16 protein-coding genes are annotated in these 20535 nt (G+C 52.2%); 10 read left to right on the top strand and 6 right to left on the bottom strand.

Features of this window, described 5'->3' with window-relative positions; all coding sequences use genetic code 11:
• Positions 1–14: 14 nt before the first annotated feature.
• Positions 15–392, top strand: a complete 378-nt coding sequence (locus RIC05_RS10490) for a hypothetical protein (protein WP_350047022.1) — start codon at positions 15–17, stop codon at positions 390–392.
• 68 nt (positions 393–460) lie between these two features.
• Positions 461–2101: a M48 family metalloprotease gene (locus RIC05_RS10485; protein ID WP_350047021.1), complete on the top strand. Its 1641-nt coding sequence runs from the start codon at positions 461–463 to the stop codon at positions 2099–2101.
• A gap of 72 nt (positions 2102–2173) precedes the next feature.
• On the opposite strand, the gene RIC05_RS10480 is transcribed toward RIC05_RS10485, so the two are convergent.
• From RIC05_RS10480 to RIC05_RS10470, 3 genes are all read right to left on the bottom strand, one after another.
• Complete coding sequence (locus RIC05_RS10480; RefSeq protein WP_350047020.1) at positions 2174–3637, bottom strand: methyl-accepting chemotaxis protein; 1464 nt, start codon at positions 3635–3637, stop codon at positions 2174–2176.
• Between the two features lie 17 nt (positions 3638–3654).
• Positions 3655–4023: a hypothetical protein gene (locus RIC05_RS10475; protein WP_350047019.1), complete on the bottom strand. Its 369-nt coding sequence runs from the start codon at positions 4021–4023 to the stop codon at positions 3655–3657.
• 305 nt (positions 4024–4328) lie between these two features.
• Positions 4329–4814 (bottom strand): Lrp/AsnC family transcriptional regulator, encoded by a 486-nt coding sequence (locus RIC05_RS10470; protein WP_350042532.1) that lies wholly within the window; start codon positions 4812–4814, stop codon positions 4329–4331.
• Between the two features lie 346 nt (positions 4815–5160).
• Between RIC05_RS10470 and trxB the strand changes: the two genes are divergently transcribed.
• From trxB to RIC05_RS10445, 5 genes are all read left to right on the top strand, one after another.
• Entirely contained in the window at positions 5161–6111 is a 951-nt protein-coding gene (gene trxB / locus RIC05_RS10465; RefSeq protein WP_350047018.1) for a thioredoxin-disulfide reductase, read from the top strand.
• A gap of 351 nt (positions 6112–6462) precedes the next feature.
• Positions 6463–7386 (top strand): LysR family transcriptional regulator, encoded by a 924-nt coding sequence (locus tag RIC05_RS10460; protein ID WP_350047017.1) that lies wholly within the window; start codon positions 6463–6465, stop codon positions 7384–7386.
• A gap of 1142 nt (positions 7387–8528) precedes the next feature.
• Positions 8529–9920 carry an adenylate/guanylate cyclase domain-containing protein gene (locus RIC05_RS10455; protein WP_350047016.1) on the top strand — a complete coding sequence of 464 codons (1392 nt, stop codon included), beginning with the start codon at positions 8529–8531 and terminating at the stop codon, positions 9918–9920.
• 901 nt (positions 9921–10821) lie between these two features.
• Complete coding sequence (locus RIC05_RS10450) at positions 10822–12897, top strand: elongation factor G (RefSeq protein ID WP_350047015.1); 2076 nt, start codon at positions 10822–10824, stop codon at positions 12895–12897.
• A gap of 171 nt (positions 12898–13068) precedes the next feature.
• Positions 13069–13539, top strand: coding sequence for a Dps family protein (locus RIC05_RS10445; protein WP_350047014.1), 471 nt, complete (start codon positions 13069–13071; stop codon positions 13537–13539).
• Between the two features lie 135 nt (positions 13540–13674).
• On the opposite strand, the gene RIC05_RS10440 is transcribed toward RIC05_RS10445, so the two are convergent.
• Positions 13675–14709: a TRAP transporter substrate-binding protein gene (locus RIC05_RS10440; RefSeq protein ID WP_350047013.1), complete on the bottom strand. Its 1035-nt coding sequence runs from the start codon at positions 14707–14709 to the stop codon at positions 13675–13677.
• A gap of 142 nt (positions 14710–14851) precedes the next feature.
• Positions 14852–15865, bottom strand: a complete 1014-nt coding sequence (locus RIC05_RS10435) for an aromatic ring-hydroxylating dioxygenase subunit alpha (RefSeq protein ID WP_350047012.1) — start codon at positions 15863–15865, stop codon at positions 14852–14854.
• Between the two features lie 173 nt (positions 15866–16038).
• Between RIC05_RS10435 and RIC05_RS10430 the strand changes: the two genes are divergently transcribed.
• Both RIC05_RS10430 and RIC05_RS10425 read left to right on the top strand, forming a co-directional pair.
• Complete coding sequence (locus RIC05_RS10430; RefSeq protein ID WP_350047011.1) at positions 16039–16755, top strand: GntR family transcriptional regulator; 717 nt, start codon at positions 16039–16041, stop codon at positions 16753–16755.
• Between the two features lie 138 nt (positions 16756–16893).
• The gene (locus RIC05_RS10425) at positions 16894–17859 is read left to right on the top strand and encodes a PDR/VanB family oxidoreductase (protein ID WP_350047010.1); all 966 of its coding nucleotides are present in this window, start codon (positions 16894–16896) and stop codon (positions 17857–17859) included.
• 63 nt (positions 17860–17922) lie between these two features.
• On the opposite strand, the gene RIC05_RS10420 is transcribed toward RIC05_RS10425, so the two are convergent.
• Complete coding sequence (locus RIC05_RS10420) at positions 17923–19197, bottom strand: amidase (RefSeq protein ID WP_350047009.1); 1275 nt, start codon at positions 19195–19197, stop codon at positions 17923–17925.
• Between the two features lie 341 nt (positions 19198–19538).
• Here RIC05_RS10420 and msrP point away from each other — a divergent pair, with 341 nt between their 5' ends.
• Positions 19539–20507, top strand: a complete 969-nt coding sequence (gene msrP, locus RIC05_RS10415; protein ID WP_350047008.1) for a protein-methionine-sulfoxide reductase catalytic subunit MsrP — start codon at positions 19539–19541, stop codon at positions 20505–20507.
• Positions 20508–20535 lie beyond the last annotated feature (28 nt).

Below are 20535 nucleotides of genomic sequence, written 5' to 3'. Positions count from 1 at the left end.
AGAGGGGGGAGTAAATGATTAAACTTTTCAAACGAGGAATTGGTATCACTTTTGCTGCAGTAACCATTGTATCGGGAGACCTAACTGCTTTTGCTGCCGATGACACACAGTTGCAAATCATCGAACTGCTCTCGGATGAGAAAATTGATGTTTATGTCGATGACTTGTCCGATTGGAAAGAAGTGGAAATTTCTGCATTCACGCTCCCGCTTTCTGTCTTGGAAACCGACGATACCAACCGTTTTTTCAAGGTCGGGAAGGACCAGTGGTTACACAAGTATCAGATCCGTCTGAATGAGGAAGCGCAACTGACATCTTCTGACATTATTCTGGAAAACAAGGGTGGCGGAGCAGCAGACGAGAACAGCAATTCTTCGCGAGGCCTGAAATAATGACACTCAGATGTTTTTTGTCTGGCCTCTCCAGAAGTTGCCTGAAAAGATTGGTGCTTTGCACAGCATTGACGCTTAGCCTTCAGGGCTGCCAGACGCTCAAGAACGTTCAATCACAATTTGCTGGCGGCACGTATCAAACTTTTGACGGCAAAATGATTGACGCAGCACAGTCGCGGATTACCCCGCCGGTAGAGGAAACCCTCTACACAACGTTGCTCGATAAGGTCAAGATCACCGATGGTGAAGATGAAGTCGGCTTTAACGTGTCGGCAAAATACAACAAAGAACGTGAAGCAGCACTTCGGGGACTTTCTGCACGCGATCTCGAAATGCGGGAATTTCAGGCCCGTAGCGTAGAAGAACTCAGCGGGCCTGGTGCCGCCGCACTCAACAGCTACCTCAGTGGCATTGTTGACCGTCTCCTTGATCAGTGGCCCCACGATCGACCAGAAGTTTCGATTGTAGTAATCAAGTCAGACGAATATGACGCAGAAATAAGTAGCAATAATATTATTCGGCTGACTACTCCGGTCCTGCTCAATGCAGATGACGAAGATGAAGTTGCAGCTGTCGTTGCGCACGAACTTGGTCATGCTCTTTTCCAACACCACAACGCTGATGATCAAGCAGCCATCGATAACAAGTCGCTGATGGCCCTAACCAGTTATAGCTCAGCCATCCTCTTGGACAACTCGCAAAGTGCTGCGACACAAAACGCTGCCCAAGCACTTCTTTTTGGCGGCTATGGTATTTACAAGCTCAATGACAACATTCTGCATAATAGCTGGAAACGTTATCAGGAAGACGAGGCCGACCTTCTCGCTGTCGATTTACTGTATGCCGCAGGCTATGACTGGGAACGCGCGATTACGATGCTGGAACGGTTGACCCATGAAGAAAAGCGGGAAACCCGGCGTAAAAATGAAACTGTGCGGCAAATTGATGAACTGAACCGCAGCCTGACATCGCCAGTAGATATTACCACTGCTTTTAACAACGGGCTGGCAGAGCTATCGGGAGAACTTTCCAACCTGCAATCCAGTTTGACAGCAGATCATGCCCCTGCCGATCAAAGATTGCGTGAAGTGAAACTATATCTTCAACGCGAATATATGCGAGCAGGTATTCCACCAGCAGCGGACCAGGCTTCACTTGAAAAAGTCGTTTGGGAAGGCCCGGGTTTTTCTGCAATCAAGAAATCCGTTTACGGAGAACGTGCCCGCATTCTTGCTGAACGCGGAGAATATGACGAGGCCCGAGAACTCGCACTGAAAGCACTCGATGGTCGCGATGATACAGACCCGTCTGCCCGGTATGTCCTTTATCTTGCCCGCAAACATGAAGGTGACATCGACAAGGCGACCTATAACCTTGACATGGCGCGTCAGGATTCACAGGCAGGACTGAACATATTCACCCTGCTCCGTGATGAATATGTAAATCAGGAGAAATGGGATGATGCTCTGGATATCTGGCAAAAGGCCCTGATACGTTTCCCAAAACATATCACAATGGATACCTACCTTCCGGAACGCATTTCCATTCTGACACGTGCCGGAAGATTGATCGAAGCACAGACGGAAGTTGAGTTCTGCGTGCAGAATACAGCATCGACCTATCTGAAAGCGCTCTGCCAGAATGCTATCCGCCCAGCGGACGAGCAAGTCGCAAACATTCAACCGGACAACAATCCGCTGGCCGAATGAATAGCGATCGGCGCAACCACACAAAAGCCGGGCAGTTGCCCGGCTTTTGTAGGTTTAGGCGCATGCTTTTTGCTATTCAGCCTTGGCCAAACGTTCCAGAACGGCCTCGACATTGCGGTTAAGATCAGATGCCTCTGTCCCCAAATGATCCGCACTGCCCAGAAGTTCCGTTGCCGTTTGACCGGTTTCTTCGGAAATTTCTGAAAGCTGATGAATAAGTTCCGAAAGATCCCGGGTTGCATCCACGGTCACGTTCAGGCTTTGCGCAATCTCGCGCGTTGCGCCTTGTTGCTGTTCCATGGTCGTTGAAATCGTTGCGGCAACTTCAACCATGTCACCGATGGTTTCAGACACACCCTTAACTGCCGATACTGAATCACCCGTTGCCGCCTGAATTTCGGCAATTTGCTGCGCAATCTCATCGGTTGCACGGGCCGTCTGATTGGCGAGATTCTTGACCTCGTTGGCAACCACGGCAAAACCTTTGCCTGATTCACCCGCACGGGCGGCCTCAATGGTTGCATTCAGTGCCAGAAGATTGGTCTGGGATGCAATATCGGTAATCAGATTGACGACTTCCCCAATCTTCTCTGCCGCTTTTGACAACCATTCAATACGTTCACTCGCGGTTGATGAGCGGGCAACCGCATTGTTGGTAATGTCGCGCGCACGATCAATCTGGCGCGAAATTTCATCCGCAGATGCATTGATTTCTTCAACCGCAGATGCCGCAGACTGAACGTTCTGTGACGTTTCCTCAGATGCGTGCACCGCCCCTTTGGATGCTTCACGTCCGACAAGTGCACGGTCATTCATGTGCTGGGCACGGCGCTGCAGCTGAACGGATTCCTGATCGACAGCACCGGCAGATTTGCCAATCAATTTCGTAATCTGATCGCCAAGCTCACGCTTGAATTGTTCACGCTCAATACCGCGCTGCTGACGCAGCTGTTCGTTTTGCTCGAGTAATTTTTCCGCGGCATTCGCCGCCTTGACCGCTTCGCTACGTGCCGTTTCGGCATTGGCAAGCGTCGCATAGAGGCTTTTGCATGACCAGATCAGAACACCGGCTTCGACGATGACGATCACCGCATGCAAGACAACCCGCCAGAACTGACCGCCTTCCGGGAACACCCAATACGGCACAGCAAAATTAAGAACAAGGTGATGAAGGGCAATAACCCCGGCAACCACAACAATCGTTCGCCAGCAAACCAATGCCCCCAACACAGCAAGGGCGGCAAAGAAATACATATGAATGTCGATCTGCCAATGGTGGCCACGGAACGCATAGACCAACACACCAACCTGCAAAATCATCGCCGAGGAAACGACAAAGCGCGACACCTGCGCTTGCGGACCAGCCACCCGGTAAATCAGATACGCCACCGCTGCAAACACGGCACTGGCGATCAATGGCGACATGGCATCACCATTCGCAATGTAGCCGGCAATACCGCTGAGCGGGATGTGGAGCGTTAAAATAACAAACAGCGCTTTAAGCGCGTTGGCGCGAATTTCCAGTAACTTTTCCATTGGTATATACCCAGCCATCAAAAGGCGTTGTTGGTTTCGTCGGTATCAAAACACGCTGATAAAATCAGCGGTGAAAGGGCAAACATTGCGCCGAAATCGGAAGCTTCGGCCATCTCACCATCATCGCGAACAACGACAGCCATATGGCCAAACCCGCCGAACCGCGCAACACGGCCACCCGCAGCGCCAACCTGCATAAGGATTTCATCTTCAGACATGGAAAACGGGAAAACCATGCCGACCCCGGTCAAATCTTCTGTCGGCCTGTAAGACAGCACCAAAAGCAGAAAAACCCCCAAAAGCGCAAACGCCATCGTCGGGAAAATTCCCTGCCACCCATGGCCATCCATGGTCAGGTCATGCTCTGTAATTTGAAGTTTTTTCAACGCTTCTAATTACCATCCTTGAATATAAGACCAACCCATTAGTATAGGTATAAAGGTATGTATGATTATCGGGCAATCTTTACAAGGATATTCATCCATACGTTTAGTATCGACGAATCTTCGCACGCCAAAAACGTGAAAGCTCCAGATCAGGATTTTCACTTCAAACAATACGGACTGGATCTCTGAACGGACCAATGATGTCGGGAAAAGAGTATCAGATGCACAAAACCGGCGCTTACATGCGCCGGTTTTAACTGCATTTCATATTTTCAAGCTGGGATTAATCTGAGGTCAGACTGTACTCAGTCTTCAACCTCGATATCAATCGGAACGCCGGGCATGTTTTTCGCGGTGCGAATCGACAGTGCCGATTTGACGTGATTGACGTTTTCCGCAACAGTCAGTTCAGTGGTCAGGAATTTCTGGTATTCGTCCCAGCTATGGGAAACGATTTTCAACAGAAAATCCATCTCGCCTGCGACCATGTGGCATTCGCGGACTTCCGGCCAGGCCGCCGCACGGGCTTCAAACGCGCGCAAATCATGTTCTGCCTGACTGGCCAGACCAACCATCGCAAACACCGTGACGTGATAGCCAAGTGCCTGCGCATCGACATCCGCGTGATAGCCCTGAATAAATCCGGTTTCTTCAAGTGCGCGCACACGACGCAAACAGGGCGGGGCCGAAATACCTGCACGTCGTGCAAGTTCCACATTGGTCATGCGGCCATCTTCCTGTAGATCGCGCAGGATTCTGCGGTCGATCTTGTCGAGTTTGACCCGTTGCATTTATTCCTCGATTCTGTGCGCGAAAGTTACCCCGTTTGAAACAATATTACAGCGAGGCATGTTGCTGGCAATAATATAATCCAATCAAGAATGCAATCTTGTGCTTGGATGCCGTAACTGAAAATGCAGTAAAATCCGCTTTTTGTACGGTTTTCACCCCTTCTGTTCAGGGGCTTGAACCCGGTTTGCAAAACCACGGCGAAACTACCTGTTAAAACCGTAAAAATGCGTCATGCCAAAAACGTTAAAAAGGCCGACGAACTTTGCGTGAAGCGGTTGCGTCTTGCCCGATCAGCCCATATGTTCGAGCCCAGTTTTTCATTTATCTCGGACGAACTCAAAGAACATGGCTCAGGAACATCAGACCAAAGTCCTTATCATCGGCTCCGGCCCTGCTGGATACACGGCTGCTATTTATGCGGCACGCGCCAACCTTGAACCCATGATGGTGATGGGGCTTCAGCCAGGGGGTCAGTTGACGATCACAACGGATGTCGAAAACTATCCGGGCTTTGCCGATGTTATTCAGGGTCCATGGCTTATGGATCAGATGAAGGCACAGGCCGAGCATGTCGGCACCAAAATGGTTCATGACCTGATCACCGAGGTCGATTTCTCCAAACGTCCATTCGTCTGCAAAGGCGATTCTGGCGATACCTATATTGCCCAGACGGTCATCATCTCCACCGGTGCACAGGCACGTTGGCTTGGCCTTCCGGGCGAAGAAAAATTCAATGGTCGCGGTGTGTCGGCATGTGCCACCTGTGACGGGTTCTTCTATCGCAACAAACCGGTGACGGTTGTTGGCGGCGGCAACACTGCCGTTGAAGAAGCCCTTTATCTTGCGGGTATTTGCTCAAAAGTAACCTTGATCCACCGCCGCGATGAACTTCGTGCCGAAAAAATGCTGCAGGACCGTTTGCTCAAACACGAAAAAATCGATGTTGTCTGGGACAGCGTTGTCGATGACATTCTTGGCGGTGATGGCCCGATGGATGGAGTTGAAGGCGTCCGCGTTCGCAACATCAAAACCGATAGTGTCACCGATATTCCGGCAGACGGTTTCTTTGTTGCCATTGGTCACGATCCGGCAACCGCCATCTTCAAAGGTCAGGTCGATATGGATGACGAGAACTATGTTCTGGTCAATCCCGGCAGCACCGTTACCAATGTCAAAGGTGTCTTTGCCGCAGGTGACGTGACCGATAAAGTCTATCGTCAGGCCGTAACGGCCGCAGGCATGGGCTGCATGGCCGCCCTTGAAGCTGAAAAGTTCATTGCCGAACAGGATGACTGATCACGTTGCAAGATAGCCTGCAGGTAGAAACCCCGCAGATATCAGCATATTGATCGCGAAAATGCCAAGGAGGGTGCAAAATGCATCCTCCTTTTTTAATGGTTTTAATCTGTTCCGATCCCGCCGGTTACCTGACTTTTTGCAGGAAATGCAATGTTGGGAACGCTCCGTTTGGGAAAATGCCTGCTTGCAGAAAATGCTACAGGCCTCATATTGGGTATTAATCATGCGTTTGTGCAGTTTATGTGAAGCACTTAACAGTGTAGAAACCAAATTGCCCATAAAAGAAGATAAGTATTATCAGGGGACTGGCGCAGCGACCGTGCGGCAGTGAGATCTAGGAGCAGGTCTATGGACTGGGACAAACTGCGTGTGTTTCACGCTGTTGCAGAAGCGGGAAGCTTCACACATGCAGGGGAAAACCTTAATCTGAGCCAGTCGGCCGTCAGCCGACAGATCAGCGCACTTGAAGAAAGTGTCAAGGTTCCGCTGTTCCATCGTCACGCCCGTGGCCTTATCCTGACCGAACAGGGCGAGCTGTTATATCGTACAGCCCATGACGTTTTCGCCAAATTGTCGATGGCCGAAGCCCGCATTCGCGAATCCAAGGAACGCCCAAGTGGCCCGCTAAAGGTCACCACCACGGTTGCCTTTGGCTCAACATGGTTAACCCCGCGCATCAACGATTTCCTTGAACGCTACCCGGAAATCGAATTGTCGCTGGTTCTCAATGATGAAGAACTCGACCTTGCCATGCGCGAGGCCGACGTTGCCATCCGTATGCAACCCCCGCGTCAGGCCGATCTGGTTCAGCGCCAATTGATGACCTTGCGCTATCACGTGTTTGCATCGCCGGAATATATCAAGCAATACGGCATCCCCAAATCACCCGAAGATCTCAAAGATCACCGGCTGATCATTTATGGTGCGGATGCCCGCCCGCCGGTATCAAATGTCAACTGGATGATGGCAACCGCCCAGCAGTTCAAACCGGACATGCGCCCGATCCTGAAGCTGAACAATATCTATGGTATTTTCCGTGCGACAGAATCCGGTTTGGGAATTTCAGCACTGCCAGATTATCTGGTGCCAGAAGACAGCAATCTGGTGCGCATCCTGCCGGAACTCGAAGGGCCAAGCTTTGATGCCTACTTCGTTTATCCCGAAGAATTGCGCCATTCCAAACGCATTGCCGTCTTCCGTGACTTCCTGATCGAAGAAATCACCAAGGTCAAGGTGAAGGCCGCCGCCGCCAAGGCCGCAAGCGAGAAATAAGCATATCGATCACATCGATCTATAAGCGGTCCGGCCTTTGTGCCGGGCCGTTTTGCGTTACACGCCCTTTCCCTTGAAGATGAGTCGCGCCAGAGAACAGCTTGTATCAAGCATCGGGCAAGCAGCCTTGATCAATCAAGATGCACAGTGGCGACCTGATTATCGCCGCCCTCGCCGCGACATTGCCGCATGAACAATGCTTTTGCATGACCCATTGCGCGGTTTCACCCAAGGCTTCATGCAAAAACGCTTACCTAAAACCGCCAAACATCGATCTTACAATCGGCATCTGGGTGCGCCAGACGCGGGGCTGGTCATAAATCCTTAAAATTACTGCCTTTTTTCTGCCATGCATCTTATGCATGGTTGATCTGACATTTTTCTATTTTTAATGCCATATAAGTCCACCTATATTTGCATCATAGGTTGTGAGCAGACGCGAAAGCGATATCGCTCCACCTTCACTGATCACCGCATGATCCGTCCGTCGGAACGTTATCCGGCATTGGAATCTCCCCCAAGATTCCTTACGTCTCCCAGACGTAAACCTCCCTGTTGATCTTTGCCGGTAGCACCCCCCTGCTACCGGCATTTTTTTTGTGCTCCTGCACAACAAACCTGCTGCTGCTTTACACACCGCGCCGAAACCCCGTGCATTAGAACCTTATAAATTTATTTGTTTTCAATTATTTATATCGATAATTCACCCCGCCCAACATTTATGCATATTTTGCATGGCTGAAAGAGCAATTTGGCAGTGGTCTTTCCCGTCAAAAACGCTATCTTCCTTCTCGAACCACAGCGGTACACACCGCACCGTGGTACAGAGTTTTCTCCCTGACCGAATTTCGGTCTTTGTCGGGCTCCCAGCCCGGCATACCCAGGGCCCTGCGAAGGGTCCTACGTCTCCCAGACGTGAAGCCTCCCTGATAAACTTGCCGGGCACATTTGTTGCCCGGCTTTTTTTTGCCTTTTTATCCCGGCACCATGCATTCTCCACAGAAATCGCTTTGTGATCAGCACATAACCGTGATCAATCGCCATGACGCCTTTGCTTGGCAAGGGCCTTGTAACCTTTCACAATCGCGTCAATGATATTGCCCGGGCGCTGCCCGACCATCGCAACCAGGAGCCCGTTGGCAATGAGAAGCACCCTTGGCGCATTCCTGTTTGGCAAAGAAACCGACGCCCATCTTCCCGAACGGGTTCAGGCCGCCATCGAAAAGCAACAGGCCGAAAGCGAAAAGCTGATCGGCTGGGTTCAGCTTTTACTGGTGACGATCTTTGCCAGCCTCTATGCGATCTCGCCAACAACCGCGATGAATGACGACATCCGCCCCGTACCCTGGGCGCTTGGTCTGTATTATCTGTTCACACTGAAACGACTGGCCCTGGCCTATCGCAATGCCTTGACCAACTGGTTTCTGACCTTGTCGGTCATTGCCGATATCGGGCTTCTGATGGTGCTGATCTGGAGCTTCCATATCCAGTATATGCAACCCGCCAGCTTCTATCTCAAAGCGCCGACGGTGATGTATGTCTTCATCTTCATTTCATTGCGCAGCTTACGCTTTGACCCGCGCTACATCCTGATTGCTGGCGGTACGGCCGCAATCGGCTGGATTACCCTTACGGGGTATGTGTTGTGGAGCGAAGGCGGAACCAGCATGATCACGCGTGACTATGTCACCTATCTGACGTCAAACTCCCTCCTGATCGGGGCCGAGATTGACAAGATCATTGCCATTATTCTGGTGTCCGCTGTCCTTGCCATTGCGGTTATGCGCGCCAAACGATCCTTTATCCGCGCGGTCGGCGATGAAATCCTTGCCCGTGACCTGTCGCGGTTTGTCTCCCCGGAAATTGCCGATCGCATCACCCATGCGAAACAGCAAATCAAACCCGGCGACGGTGAAGCCGTTGTTGCAACGGTGATGTTTACCGACATCGAAGGCTTTTCAGGCATTTCTGAAAAACTCGGCCCGAAAGAACTGGCAACAATGCTGAACGAGTATTTCACTGAAACCAACGCCGTGATTACCCGGTTTGGTGGCGTCATCACCCAGTTCGAAGGCGACGCCATGCTGATCACGTATAATGCCGTCAAACCGGATTCTGATCATGCCCTGAACGCCATCCGCACAGCACTGGCCATTCAGGAAATATCCAATACGCGGATCTACAGCTTTGGTGGAAAGCTTAAAACCCGCTGCGGCATCAATAGCGGTGAAATCGTCATTGGCGCGATAGGGTCCGAAGACCGCCTGACCTTCACGGTCCATGGCGACAACGTCAATATTGCCGCACGGCTTGAAGCCCTGAACAAGCAATATGACACCTATGTTCTCGCGACCGAGGATACGGTGCAAACCTGCGGCGATCACGCCGACATTCCCGAATGGATCCCACGCGGTGAGGTGACTGTGCGTGGGCGGGAAACACCAACACGGGTGTTTAGCATTTCCCCCGCGCCGCTTTCAGATCAAAACGCCGCCCAAGCTGCCAGCCACGTCACAGACGAAGTTACCAGCTAATCCCGCGTACAAGCGCGCCGCACCAATCTCGATCATGCAACACAGATTACCCCGGGGTTTCTCGATAGAGAAAATAAAAGCCCGGGGAGCTGGAAGCTCGCCCGGGCTTGGGGACAGATGGTCTTGGGGAGACCGGTCGAATGCGGTGCCTTGCCCGTGGGGTGAAAGGATACTTCGGGGAGAGAATATCCTTAAGCGGGCCTCGATGCGCGTGAGGGAGGGCACGGCATCGATGTTTGCGCATCCGACAGTTAGGAATATGCCGACGAATTGGGGCTCAAAAATCGGTGTTTGATGACCATTTGGGGGCAAATTGGGGCAATTGGGGCGCCCCATCAGATGCCAAACGCACAAAAAAAAGGGGCGGGATAAAACCCGCCCCACTATTCGGGGTCATCTTGGTCTTGGGGAGACCGAGCCAGCCGTGGCATTTCAGGTGGGGGAACAACCTGATAAAACCGATCAAGCATCGTGAGGGGGGACAAATTTTGCTGACCGCATCCTCGGCTGACAGTTATGAATTTGCTTGATAAACAAGGCAGGAAAATAGGCCTCATGGGACCATTTCGGGGCGAATTATGGTTTAATAAAGGCACTTGCGCACCAACCTCTTGATACTATTGACCTCAACCATGATCTATTTATGGGGTGTGTCAGGGACTGTAAAATTTGTGTTATTTTCCCCGAAATGATCGCATGCCGCCGCGCCCAAAACAAAATGCGCCGCACGCGCCTTTGCCAAAACAACATCCTTAGAAAAACACCCCGGACAAAACCGGGCATCTGAAACGTCCATGAAACGTCCAGACCGGCTGCTGTTCGAGACAGCACCACATGAAGCCACCAACAGGCTTATCACAGGCTTCGTGGGATATCGGTCTTCCTGATCAAGGAGATGCCAATGCCCAGCAATGCCAGTTCGACATCAACCACGACACCTTCCGCAACGCCGGTACATCCGCCGCGTGTTGCCGCCCTGATCGGCCCCTATTCAAGCGGCAAGACATCCTTGCTTGAAAGCCTGCTTGCCGCCACGGGGCGCATTCACCGCAAGGGGTCTATTCGCGACCATAATACCGTTGGCGATAACAGCCCCGAATCCCGATCGCGCGAAATGAGCACGGAGCTTACCTGTGTTCAAACCACCTATCTCGGCGAAGAATGGCATTTTATCGATTGTCCCGGCTCTGTCGACTTTGCCCAGGACACCCGCGAAGCTGCATTGATCTGCGATGTTGCCATCGTCGTCGTCGATCCCGACCCCAGCCGGGTGATGACCGTTGCGCCAACCTTGAAGTTTCTTGATCGCAACCGAATTCCGCATCTGATTTTCATCAATAAAACCGACAATACCGCTATTCGATTGCGTGACAGTTTTGCCGCCCTTCAAACCATCTCCGAACGCCCGTTGGTGATGCGTGAAATTCCGATCCGCGATATGAACTCTCCCGATGAGCCCATCACCGGCTTTGTCGATATCGTATCGGAACGGGCCTATCAGTATCTTGAAGGACAACCATCCAGACTGATCACGATGCCATCAACCGTCAAAACCCGCGAAAGCGAAGCCCGCGACGGATTACTTGAAGCATTGGCAGATTTTGACGACGGGTTGCTTGAACAAATTCTCGAGGACCAGACCCCGGCGACCGAAACCATCTATGACAATCTTGAACGCGATCTGGCCAACGATCTGATCGTCCCGGTATTTTTCGGATCGGGCGAACGCGACCATGGCATCATTCGTTTGCTAAAGGCGCTCCGTCACGAGGCCCCCGCATCCGATGTCTGCGCCCATCGTCTGGGCATTGATCCGGACCCTAGCCAAACCGTGCTGCAGATTTTCAAAACCGCCCATCTTTCACATGCCGGGCGGTTTTGTTTTGCCCGCATCCTGTCGGGGCAGGTCAAAAATGGCGATCCACTGGGGGCGGACAAGGTATCTGGCCTTTGCACCCTGTTTGCCGATAAGCATGAAAAACTGGATCACGGCATCACCGGTGCCATCATTGGTTTGCCACGGATGGAAAAACTCCGCACCGGATCATTGGTCAATAACGATGGCGAAATGGAAACCCTGTGGCCTGATCCGCTAACCCCGCTGTATCAAACCGGGTTGGAGGTTACAAAGCCCGGCGATGACGTCAAACTAAGCGAAGCATTACGCCATATTTGCGAACAGGACCGCTCCATCAGCTTTGGACATCACGAAAGTACGGGGCAACTTGTTCTGTCTGGTCAGGGCGATATTCATCTGCAATGCGCAATGGCCCATCTGGCCGATCATTATCATCTTGAAATCACCCCCAAACCGGTTTTAACCGGCTATCAGGAAACCATCCGCAAACCCGCATCAGCCCGCGGCCGTTATAAAAAACAAACCGGCGGCCACGGACAATTTGGCGACGCTGCCATTGAACTGCGCCCGCAAGAACACGGTGCCGGTTTTGAATTTAGCGACCATATCGTCGGCGGTGCGATCCCGCGGCAATATATCTCGGCCGTTGAAAAAGGTGTGCGTGATGGCTTGCGGTCCGGGTCGCTTGGCTTTCCCGTCGTGGATGTTGCGGTCAAGCTGGTCGATGGATCTTTTCATGCTGTCGACAGTTCCGATCAGGCCTTCCAGATGGCCGGGCGCATTGCCATTGGCGAGGCCTTAAAGGATGCCGGGGCTGTTTTGCTAGAACCGGTTGATAAATGCACGATATCAATCCCGTCTGATTTCACATCCAAGGCCCAACGCCTTGTCAGCACCCGGCGTGGTCAAATTCTTGGCTTTAATGCCAAAGATGGCTGGCAAGGATGGGATGAAATAGACGTCCAGATGCCAACATCTGAAACAACCGACATGGTCACTGAATTACGATCCCTGACCCAGGGCACAGGCTTTTTCACCCGATGCTATTCCCATATGCAGGAACTTACCGGAAAACAGGCCGATATCGTGGTGTCGCAACATAAAAAGGCGGGCAAGTAGATCGCGGAAAAGGCCCACCGAAATAACCACACTCTTTGTAATAGAATTGATCTATTGCAAATAAATAAACGATTGATTGGCGTAAGGTTTTCTTATGTTCGATACTCTTTTTAACGAGATTGAGAGAGTAAACCTTCGGGGGCTCCCCACCCCGACGAAAGGAGATCACAAATGCAGATTGATATCGGAATCAACGAAACAAACCGCACCGAAATCGCCGACGGGCTTGGCCGCGTTCTGGCAGATTCCTATGCACTGTATCTCAAGACCCATAACTTCCACTGGAACGTAACGGGCCCGATGTTCCAGACCCTGCACACCATGTTCGAAGAACAATATACCGAACTTGCCATGGCAATTGATGAAATCGCCGAACGTATCCGTTCATTGGGTGCCTTTGCCCCGGCAAGCTTTTCTGCCTATGGCAAGTTGACCTCGATCGAAGAAGAAACCGGCGTGCCCGCGGCCAAGGACATGATCAAACAGCTGGTTACCGGTCACGAAACGCTGATCAAAACCGCGCGGTCACTCTATCCGATTTGCGATCATTCAGACGATGACGCAACAGCCGATCTTTTGACCACCCGCATTCAGGTTCATGAAAAAACCGCCTGGATGTTGCGCTCCCTCCTCGAAGGCTAAGCCAACCGAGACACAACTCCTTGAACAAAAAAACGGCCCGGTTTTTCCGGGCCGTTTTGTACGGAGACACCGCCTCACGCACCAGGTCTGTAACCGGAAAAGGAGCAAACCGGTTACAGGGCTGATTTGATCACTTTACTGGCTGTATTTGGCAATCGCTTCGCGTGCGGCCTTAACAATGGCGGCACCATCAACGCCCTTATCGTTCATCTCCGCGATCCAGCGATCAATGACCTCGTCCGCCTTGGCTTCGAACTTGTCGGTTTCGGCCTGCGACAGTTGAACGACCTCGCCCGACTTGGCAAAGATTTCCTCGCCACGTGGTTCAATCGCATCCCATGCATTGCCCATTTCCACCGCAATGTTTGCACCGGAATTGTCATCGATGATTTTCTTCAGATCATCTGGCAATGCGTCATAGCGGTCCTTGTTCATCGCAAACATAAAGACCAGCGTGCCAAACCGGACACCATCAGCACCTTCGATGGCATATTTGGTGATGTCTGGAATTTTAAACGGGATGGCGACTTCATGCGGAAGCAACGCCCCGTCCACCACGCCAAGTGACAAGGCCTGCGGCAGATCAGGCACCGGCATACTGACCGGCTCCGCCCCCCAGCTTTCAAGCATCCATGCCCCGGTCCGCGATGGCGCGCGCAGCTTCATGCCCTTCACATCTTCAAGGGTCTGGATATTCTTGTCCGTAGTAAAAAGCGCCTGCCCGGTATGGACATGGATCAGCAACGGCTTGATATCGCCAAAATCCTGCGACAGATATTCGGCGTAAATGTCCTGAATGGCCTGATTGGTCACCGCCGCACTGCCGGTATGAACAAACGGCAATTCAAACACTTCGCTGCGCGGATAAACGCCCGGCGTATAGCCAAGCGCACTCCAGCCCATATCAACCCCACCGTCACGGATGTGGTTATAAAGTTCGGTCGGCTTCCCGCCGAGTGACATCGCCGGATAGATTTCAATCTTGATCCGACCATCTGACTGTTCTTCGATCCGCTTTGCCCACGGCTCCAGGAACTGGGTCTGTGACGTTGCTTTCGGACCCAGCACATGCTCAAGAAGGAATGTGAATTCAGGTTCGGCTTGCGCAGAAAGCGCACTTGCCAAACAGCCGGCAGCGACCGCTGCCGATACAAACAGGCGTTTTAACATTTCAAACCTCAGACGTTTCCCTGAAAGGCGCTCAACATCCCGCCCGCTTGGCGCGGTTTTGGTGCGGTTAAGTGATGCTGAGCATTTCTCTCTTGTTTTGATTGAACCGGGCCATAACCCGGTTTGGTAATGTGGCTGCCAGCTATTCGTTCGCGGCCAGCGCGCGATCAATCAGACGACGTGCCCGCACACCGCCCGCATCAATATTGAAGTTCAACAATTTGCGGTCCGGATTACGTGTCAGATTGGCCTGTTGCCCTTCGACCACTTCAAGATCCTCATAAAAGACCTTGGCTTGGGCATCCTTGATATTCTCGGTCAGGCCGTGATCATGCGTATCAAAATTACGCACCATGCCCCAGTAATAGCGGCACGTTGTTTCGGTTTCCGGTGTCATGCAATTCACCACAATACCGGTAACGCCTTTTGATCGATCTCCCTGCTGCGCACCGGTCCCGGCAAGCGCAACCCCGACATCGATCATGACGTTGGACGGCAAGGTGAATGTACAAATCTGCCAGCGGTCGCAGATTTCCTTGGATTTCAGATTGTTCGCCCAGAACGGCGGCGGAACGATATTTTCCATCCAACGTTCAACCGTCACACTGTCATCATCAGACCGTGTAACCGGAAGGCTTTCGGTAATTTCAAGCTGCCCGATGCTTGAGGGATGAACATATGTCTCGTGACTAAGATCCATCAGGTTATCAACAAGCAGTTCATAACCGCATTTCACATCATAAGTGCCACCGTCAAAGACCCAGCCGTCTTTGGAGGCGTTGGGAATTTCCGGCACCAGCGCCTCGTCGGCTTTTTCCTTATCCCCGATCCAGACCCAGACAAACCGGTCCTTTTCGACAACCGGGTATGCGCGAACACAGGCTTCGGGGTGAATGCTTTGCTGATTGGGCATGTGAACACAGGCCCCTTCCCCGTCGAACTGCAGACCATGATAGCCACAGACAAGCCGGTCACCATCGACATAGCCCTGACTAAGCGGCAATAACCGATGCGGACAGCTGTCTTCAAGTGCGACCAATGACCGGTCAGCACGGCGATACAGAACGATATTTTCATTACAGATGGTACGCGCAACAGGCTTGCGGCCAATTTCGCCATCCCAGCCTGCAACGTACCAGAAGTTACGCAGGAACATGTTTCTCTCCCTTGGCATGACGCCAGATCGACTACTCTCAGGTGGATTTATATCCACCCCTCTTTTTGTTATGGTTCCAAGCGTAATCAAATTGGATCCAATTTGGCAAGATGCTTTTTTACAAATTCGATCTGAACTATGATCACCAGCCAAACAGAAAAACGGAACCCGGCATGAGCAAACACGGCCAACGAGTCCTGATCACATTGCGGAAAATGATCGCCAACGGTGAACTCCCACCGGGTGAACGGGTGGCAGAAATCCCGATTGCCGAACGACTTGGCGTCTCGCGCACCCCCGTTCGCATTGCCTTTCGCACACTTGAACAGGAAGGCCTTTTGCGCAAAGGCGACCGGCGCGGATATACCGTGCGCGCCATCACCCCGACCGAAATTGCCGATGCCATCGAAGTCCGTGGCGTTCTTGAAGGACTGGCCGCCCGCATTGCCAGCGAACGGGGCATTTCACCCCAGGCCCGCAATTGTCTGATCGAATGCCTTTCGACCGGGGACGCCTTGTTTTCCAAGGGACATCTGACCGATGAAGACATGGAAAATTACCATGACTTCAATATGCGGTTTCACAACACCATCATCGAATCGAGTCGCAATATCGCCATAGAAGATGCCCTGTCGCGCAACGATCACTTGCCATTTGCATCGGTTTCTTCCATCGCCTTTAACCGCGACGATATGGTCGGCGAGTTTCGCCGTTTTAATTTCAGCCATATGCAGCATCACATCATTTTTGATGCCATCGACAATGGTCAGGGCGCACGCGCCGAAGCCCTGATGCGCGAGCATGCCAATGCGGCATTGCGCTATACAAAAATCCTCAGCCCCGAACACGCCATGCCGGAAAACTTCACCGTTATTGAACGCGAAGACTGATATTTTTTGACTCCCTTCCCGATAGACCCAAGCGCGATGTTTGACAAAATTGGATCCAATTGATTTAATCTGGATCCAATGAAGCGTGATGCAATCACACCCGGAAACAAATCCGGGGGCCCGGGAAGGAAAATCGCCATGCCAAAAGTTACCATTCAACAGGTCCATGACCTGACCGACCGCATTCGCGGATTTGATCTTGTCGCTGCCGATGGCGCGTCGTTACCGCCCTGTGATCCGGGCGCACATATCAAGGTCACTGTTACCGACAATACCGGCCAGACGGCCAAACGATCCTATTCCGTGATCAATCCCGGCCAAACTGATCGCTACCAGATTGCCGTGCTGCGCGAGGTCGAGGGCGACGGCGGATCGCTTTTCATGCACCAGCATTTGCAAATTGGCAGTGTTGTTGACATTGAACTGCCGCAAAATGACTTTCCGCTTGTTGCCGATGCGACCAAAACAATTCTGATTGCCGGGGGCATCGGCATTACACCGATCCTGGCAATGGCCAACAGCCTGAAACAGGCTGACAAGGGTTTCACCGTCCATTACAGCAGCCGTACACGCCACGACATGGCGCTTATGGAAGAAATCCTTGAACAGGCCGATGGTCGTTGCACGCTGTATTTTGACGGCGGTGAAGCATCCCGCGGCATGCCACTTGCCAGCATCCTTGGCACGCCAGAGACCGGAAAACACGTTTATGTCTGTGGACCGGGCGGGCTGATTGATGCGGTGCTTGCCACGGCACGACGCAACCGTTGGGCAGCTGATAACGTTCATTATGAACGCTTTAGCACCCCGGCAGCCCAACTTGATGATAGCAGCTTTGAAGTCCATCTCGCCCAAAGCGGCAAAAGCTTTGAAGTCCCAATCGGAAAATCCATTCTGGATGTCCTGATCGACGAAGGCATCGACCCGTTATATGACTGCAAGAAGGGCAATTGCGGCATTTGCACCTCGGTCGTGCTGTCCCGTGATGGCGACCTTTCCCATCGCGACGCCTATCTTAGCGACAGTCAAAAATCCCAGAACGATCAGATGTGCATCTGTGTCTCGCGCATGCAGGGCAAAGGCTGTCTCAGCCTTGATCTTTAAGAATGTGGCCCGGCACTGCCGGGCCACAACCTTATCTCCGCCGACTTTCTGCGCTGCTTTGGCTTACCCAAACAGCGGATTAATCATCCGTGCGGCACTCAGAACCGCTTTATCCTGTCCATGCGGACCGGCAATCATCAATGCTGCCGGTACTGCTTGCCCAACCACATGCACCGGGATTGAAATCGCACAGGCATCGACAAGATTGAGATAACCCGTATTGCGCAGCATCATCGCATTAAGATTATCAAAGTCGGCTTCGACCTCGGCAATCTTGGGCGCCATGATTGGCAAGGTCGGTGCAATCATCACATCAACATCCGCCATTGCCGAACCGAACCGGGACACAAGATCCGTGCGCTTGGCATAGGCGCCAATCACTTCATCCTTGGACAAGCTATCGGCAAATTTCATCCGCGATAAAACGCGCGGATCGCCACAGGTTTCAAGTTTATCAAAATCACCGGAATAGATTTTATGGGCTTCGAACGAAACCAGTATTTTGCTCAGGATAGCGTTGTCTGAAATAAAGCCGAGATCAATCTCGACCAATTCATGGCCGGCTGCCTGCAACTGCGCGCACACCATGGCAAAATCAGCTTTTACCCGTGCATCAAGCCCATCGACAAACCCACTGACCGGCACCCCGATACGCAGCACATGGTCTTCACCTGTGTCTGTCGGAACCGGTTGACCTGACATCACCTCAAACACAGAAATCGCGGTTTCAAGATCACCGGCAAGCGGTCCGGGTGTGTCAAAACTTTTGGCCAACGGATGGATGCCCGCCCCCGAAACCGACAGGCGTGATGGCTTAAACCCATACAGACCATTGATCGCAGACGGGATGCGGATCGACCCGCCGGTATCGGTACCCAATGCAAAATCAACCAGACCAAGTGCGACCGTCAAACCGCCGCCCGATGTCGATCCGCCCGGAATACCTTCCGGATCAAAGATATTCCCCGGCGTGCCGTAATGCGGGTTCAACCCGACACCGGAATAGGCAAATTCGCTCAGCGTGGTGCGCCCAAATGGAATGGCTCCGGCGTCCTTGACCAACCGCACGACATCGCAATCATTACTTGCTGGCGCACGATCCTTCAAAAGCTGTGAGGCTGCCGTGGTCGCAACACCCGCTTCGTCATACAAATCCTTGATCGACACCAACATCCCGGCAAGCGGCAGCTCAGGATCGGCCGCAACACGTTCTTCGGCCTGCCCGGCAGCGGTCAAAATCCGTTCCGGATTAAACTCGGTAAAGATTTTATCTTTCAGATTGCCAAGATCATTGACCTTGTCGATTGCTGCCTTTGCCTTGTCGATCAGTGCCCCCATCAGGTAGCCCCCATTTTGAGTATTTTTATGGTTTTAGCCGAAAATCGCAGAGATCTTAACGCCCTGCCTATACCTGTCATAGGCTCGTGCAAAGCCTTGATCAAGCATCAGATTGGTGACTTTCACAAACAAACAAAGCACAGTGTCCCTGGTCAGGTGATCCCGCGTCAAATTCCAGACCACCTGATCAACTCACAGCGGTTTTTCGTAGCAAGATACAGACAACGCGCCAAACAAGACGCCATTTCACTCCGTGATCACTGATGCGTGACTTGCCCGAAGCCCATTTTCCAAGGACATTAGGGGCAGGACCCTAGGGTCTACCGCAATTGGAGGACGACATGCTGATACGCCGTAAAAAGGGCTGGGAAATCCCTGAACGTGATGCAACACCACAGGCGATTTACCAAAACCGTCGGCAATTCCTAAAAGGAATCGCCGCAGGCTCCATCGGTGCAACGGCCGCAAGCCTGCCGCTTGGCAGCGCATTGGCACAAGGGACCGGCACCACCGCCGACCTTTATCCGGTTTCACGCAATCCCGCCTATACGGTTGATCGCGAAATGACCGAAAAAGCCAAGGCACTGACCTATAACAACTTCTATGAATTCGGATCACACAAATCAATCTCACAGGCCGCCCAGGCGATGAACATTCGCCCTTGGACGGTCAAGATTGATGGTCTGGTTGAAAACCCGATTGAAATCGATTTCGAAGACCTCGTACGCAAGATGCCGCTTGAAGAACGCGTCTATCGTTTCCGTTGTGTCGAAGGTTGGGCGATGACGGTTCCCTGGTCCGGTTTCCCGATGAAGGCATTGGTCGATTTTGCCAAGCCGCTTTCAGGTGCGAAATATGTCGAAATGGAAACCGCCAGCCAAAAGGAAACCATGCCGGGCCTGCGTCAATTCTGGTATCCGTGGCCTTATGTTGAAGGCTTGTCGATGGCAGAAGCCACCAACGAACTTTCCATGATCGCAACAGGCATTTACGGCGAAGAGATGCCCAAACAGAACGGCGCCCCGCTTCGTCTGGTCACACCATGGAAATATGGCTTCAAAAACATCAAATCCATTGTGCGCTTTACCTTTACCGACGAACGGCCGGTCAGTTTCTGGGAAGAACTGAACAAGGATGAATACGGCTTCTGGGCCAATGTGAACCCCAAGGTCCCGCATCCGCGCTGGAGCCAGGCGCAAGAACGCCTGCTTAATAACGGCGAAACCGTCCCGACCCTGATTTACAACGGATATGGCGACTATGTCGCTGATATCTACAAGGGTATGGAAAACGAAAAGCTGTTTATGTAACCGCGCAAAATTACACCGCGTCAAACGA

Source organism: Thalassospira sp. (genome assembly GCF_040218635.1).
In the GTDB taxonomy this organism is placed as follows: Bacteria; Pseudomonadota; Alphaproteobacteria; order Rhodospirillales; family Thalassospiraceae; genus Thalassospira.
Note: the sequence above shows the minus strand (reverse complement) of the source record. Positions and strands in the feature narration are given on the sequence as shown.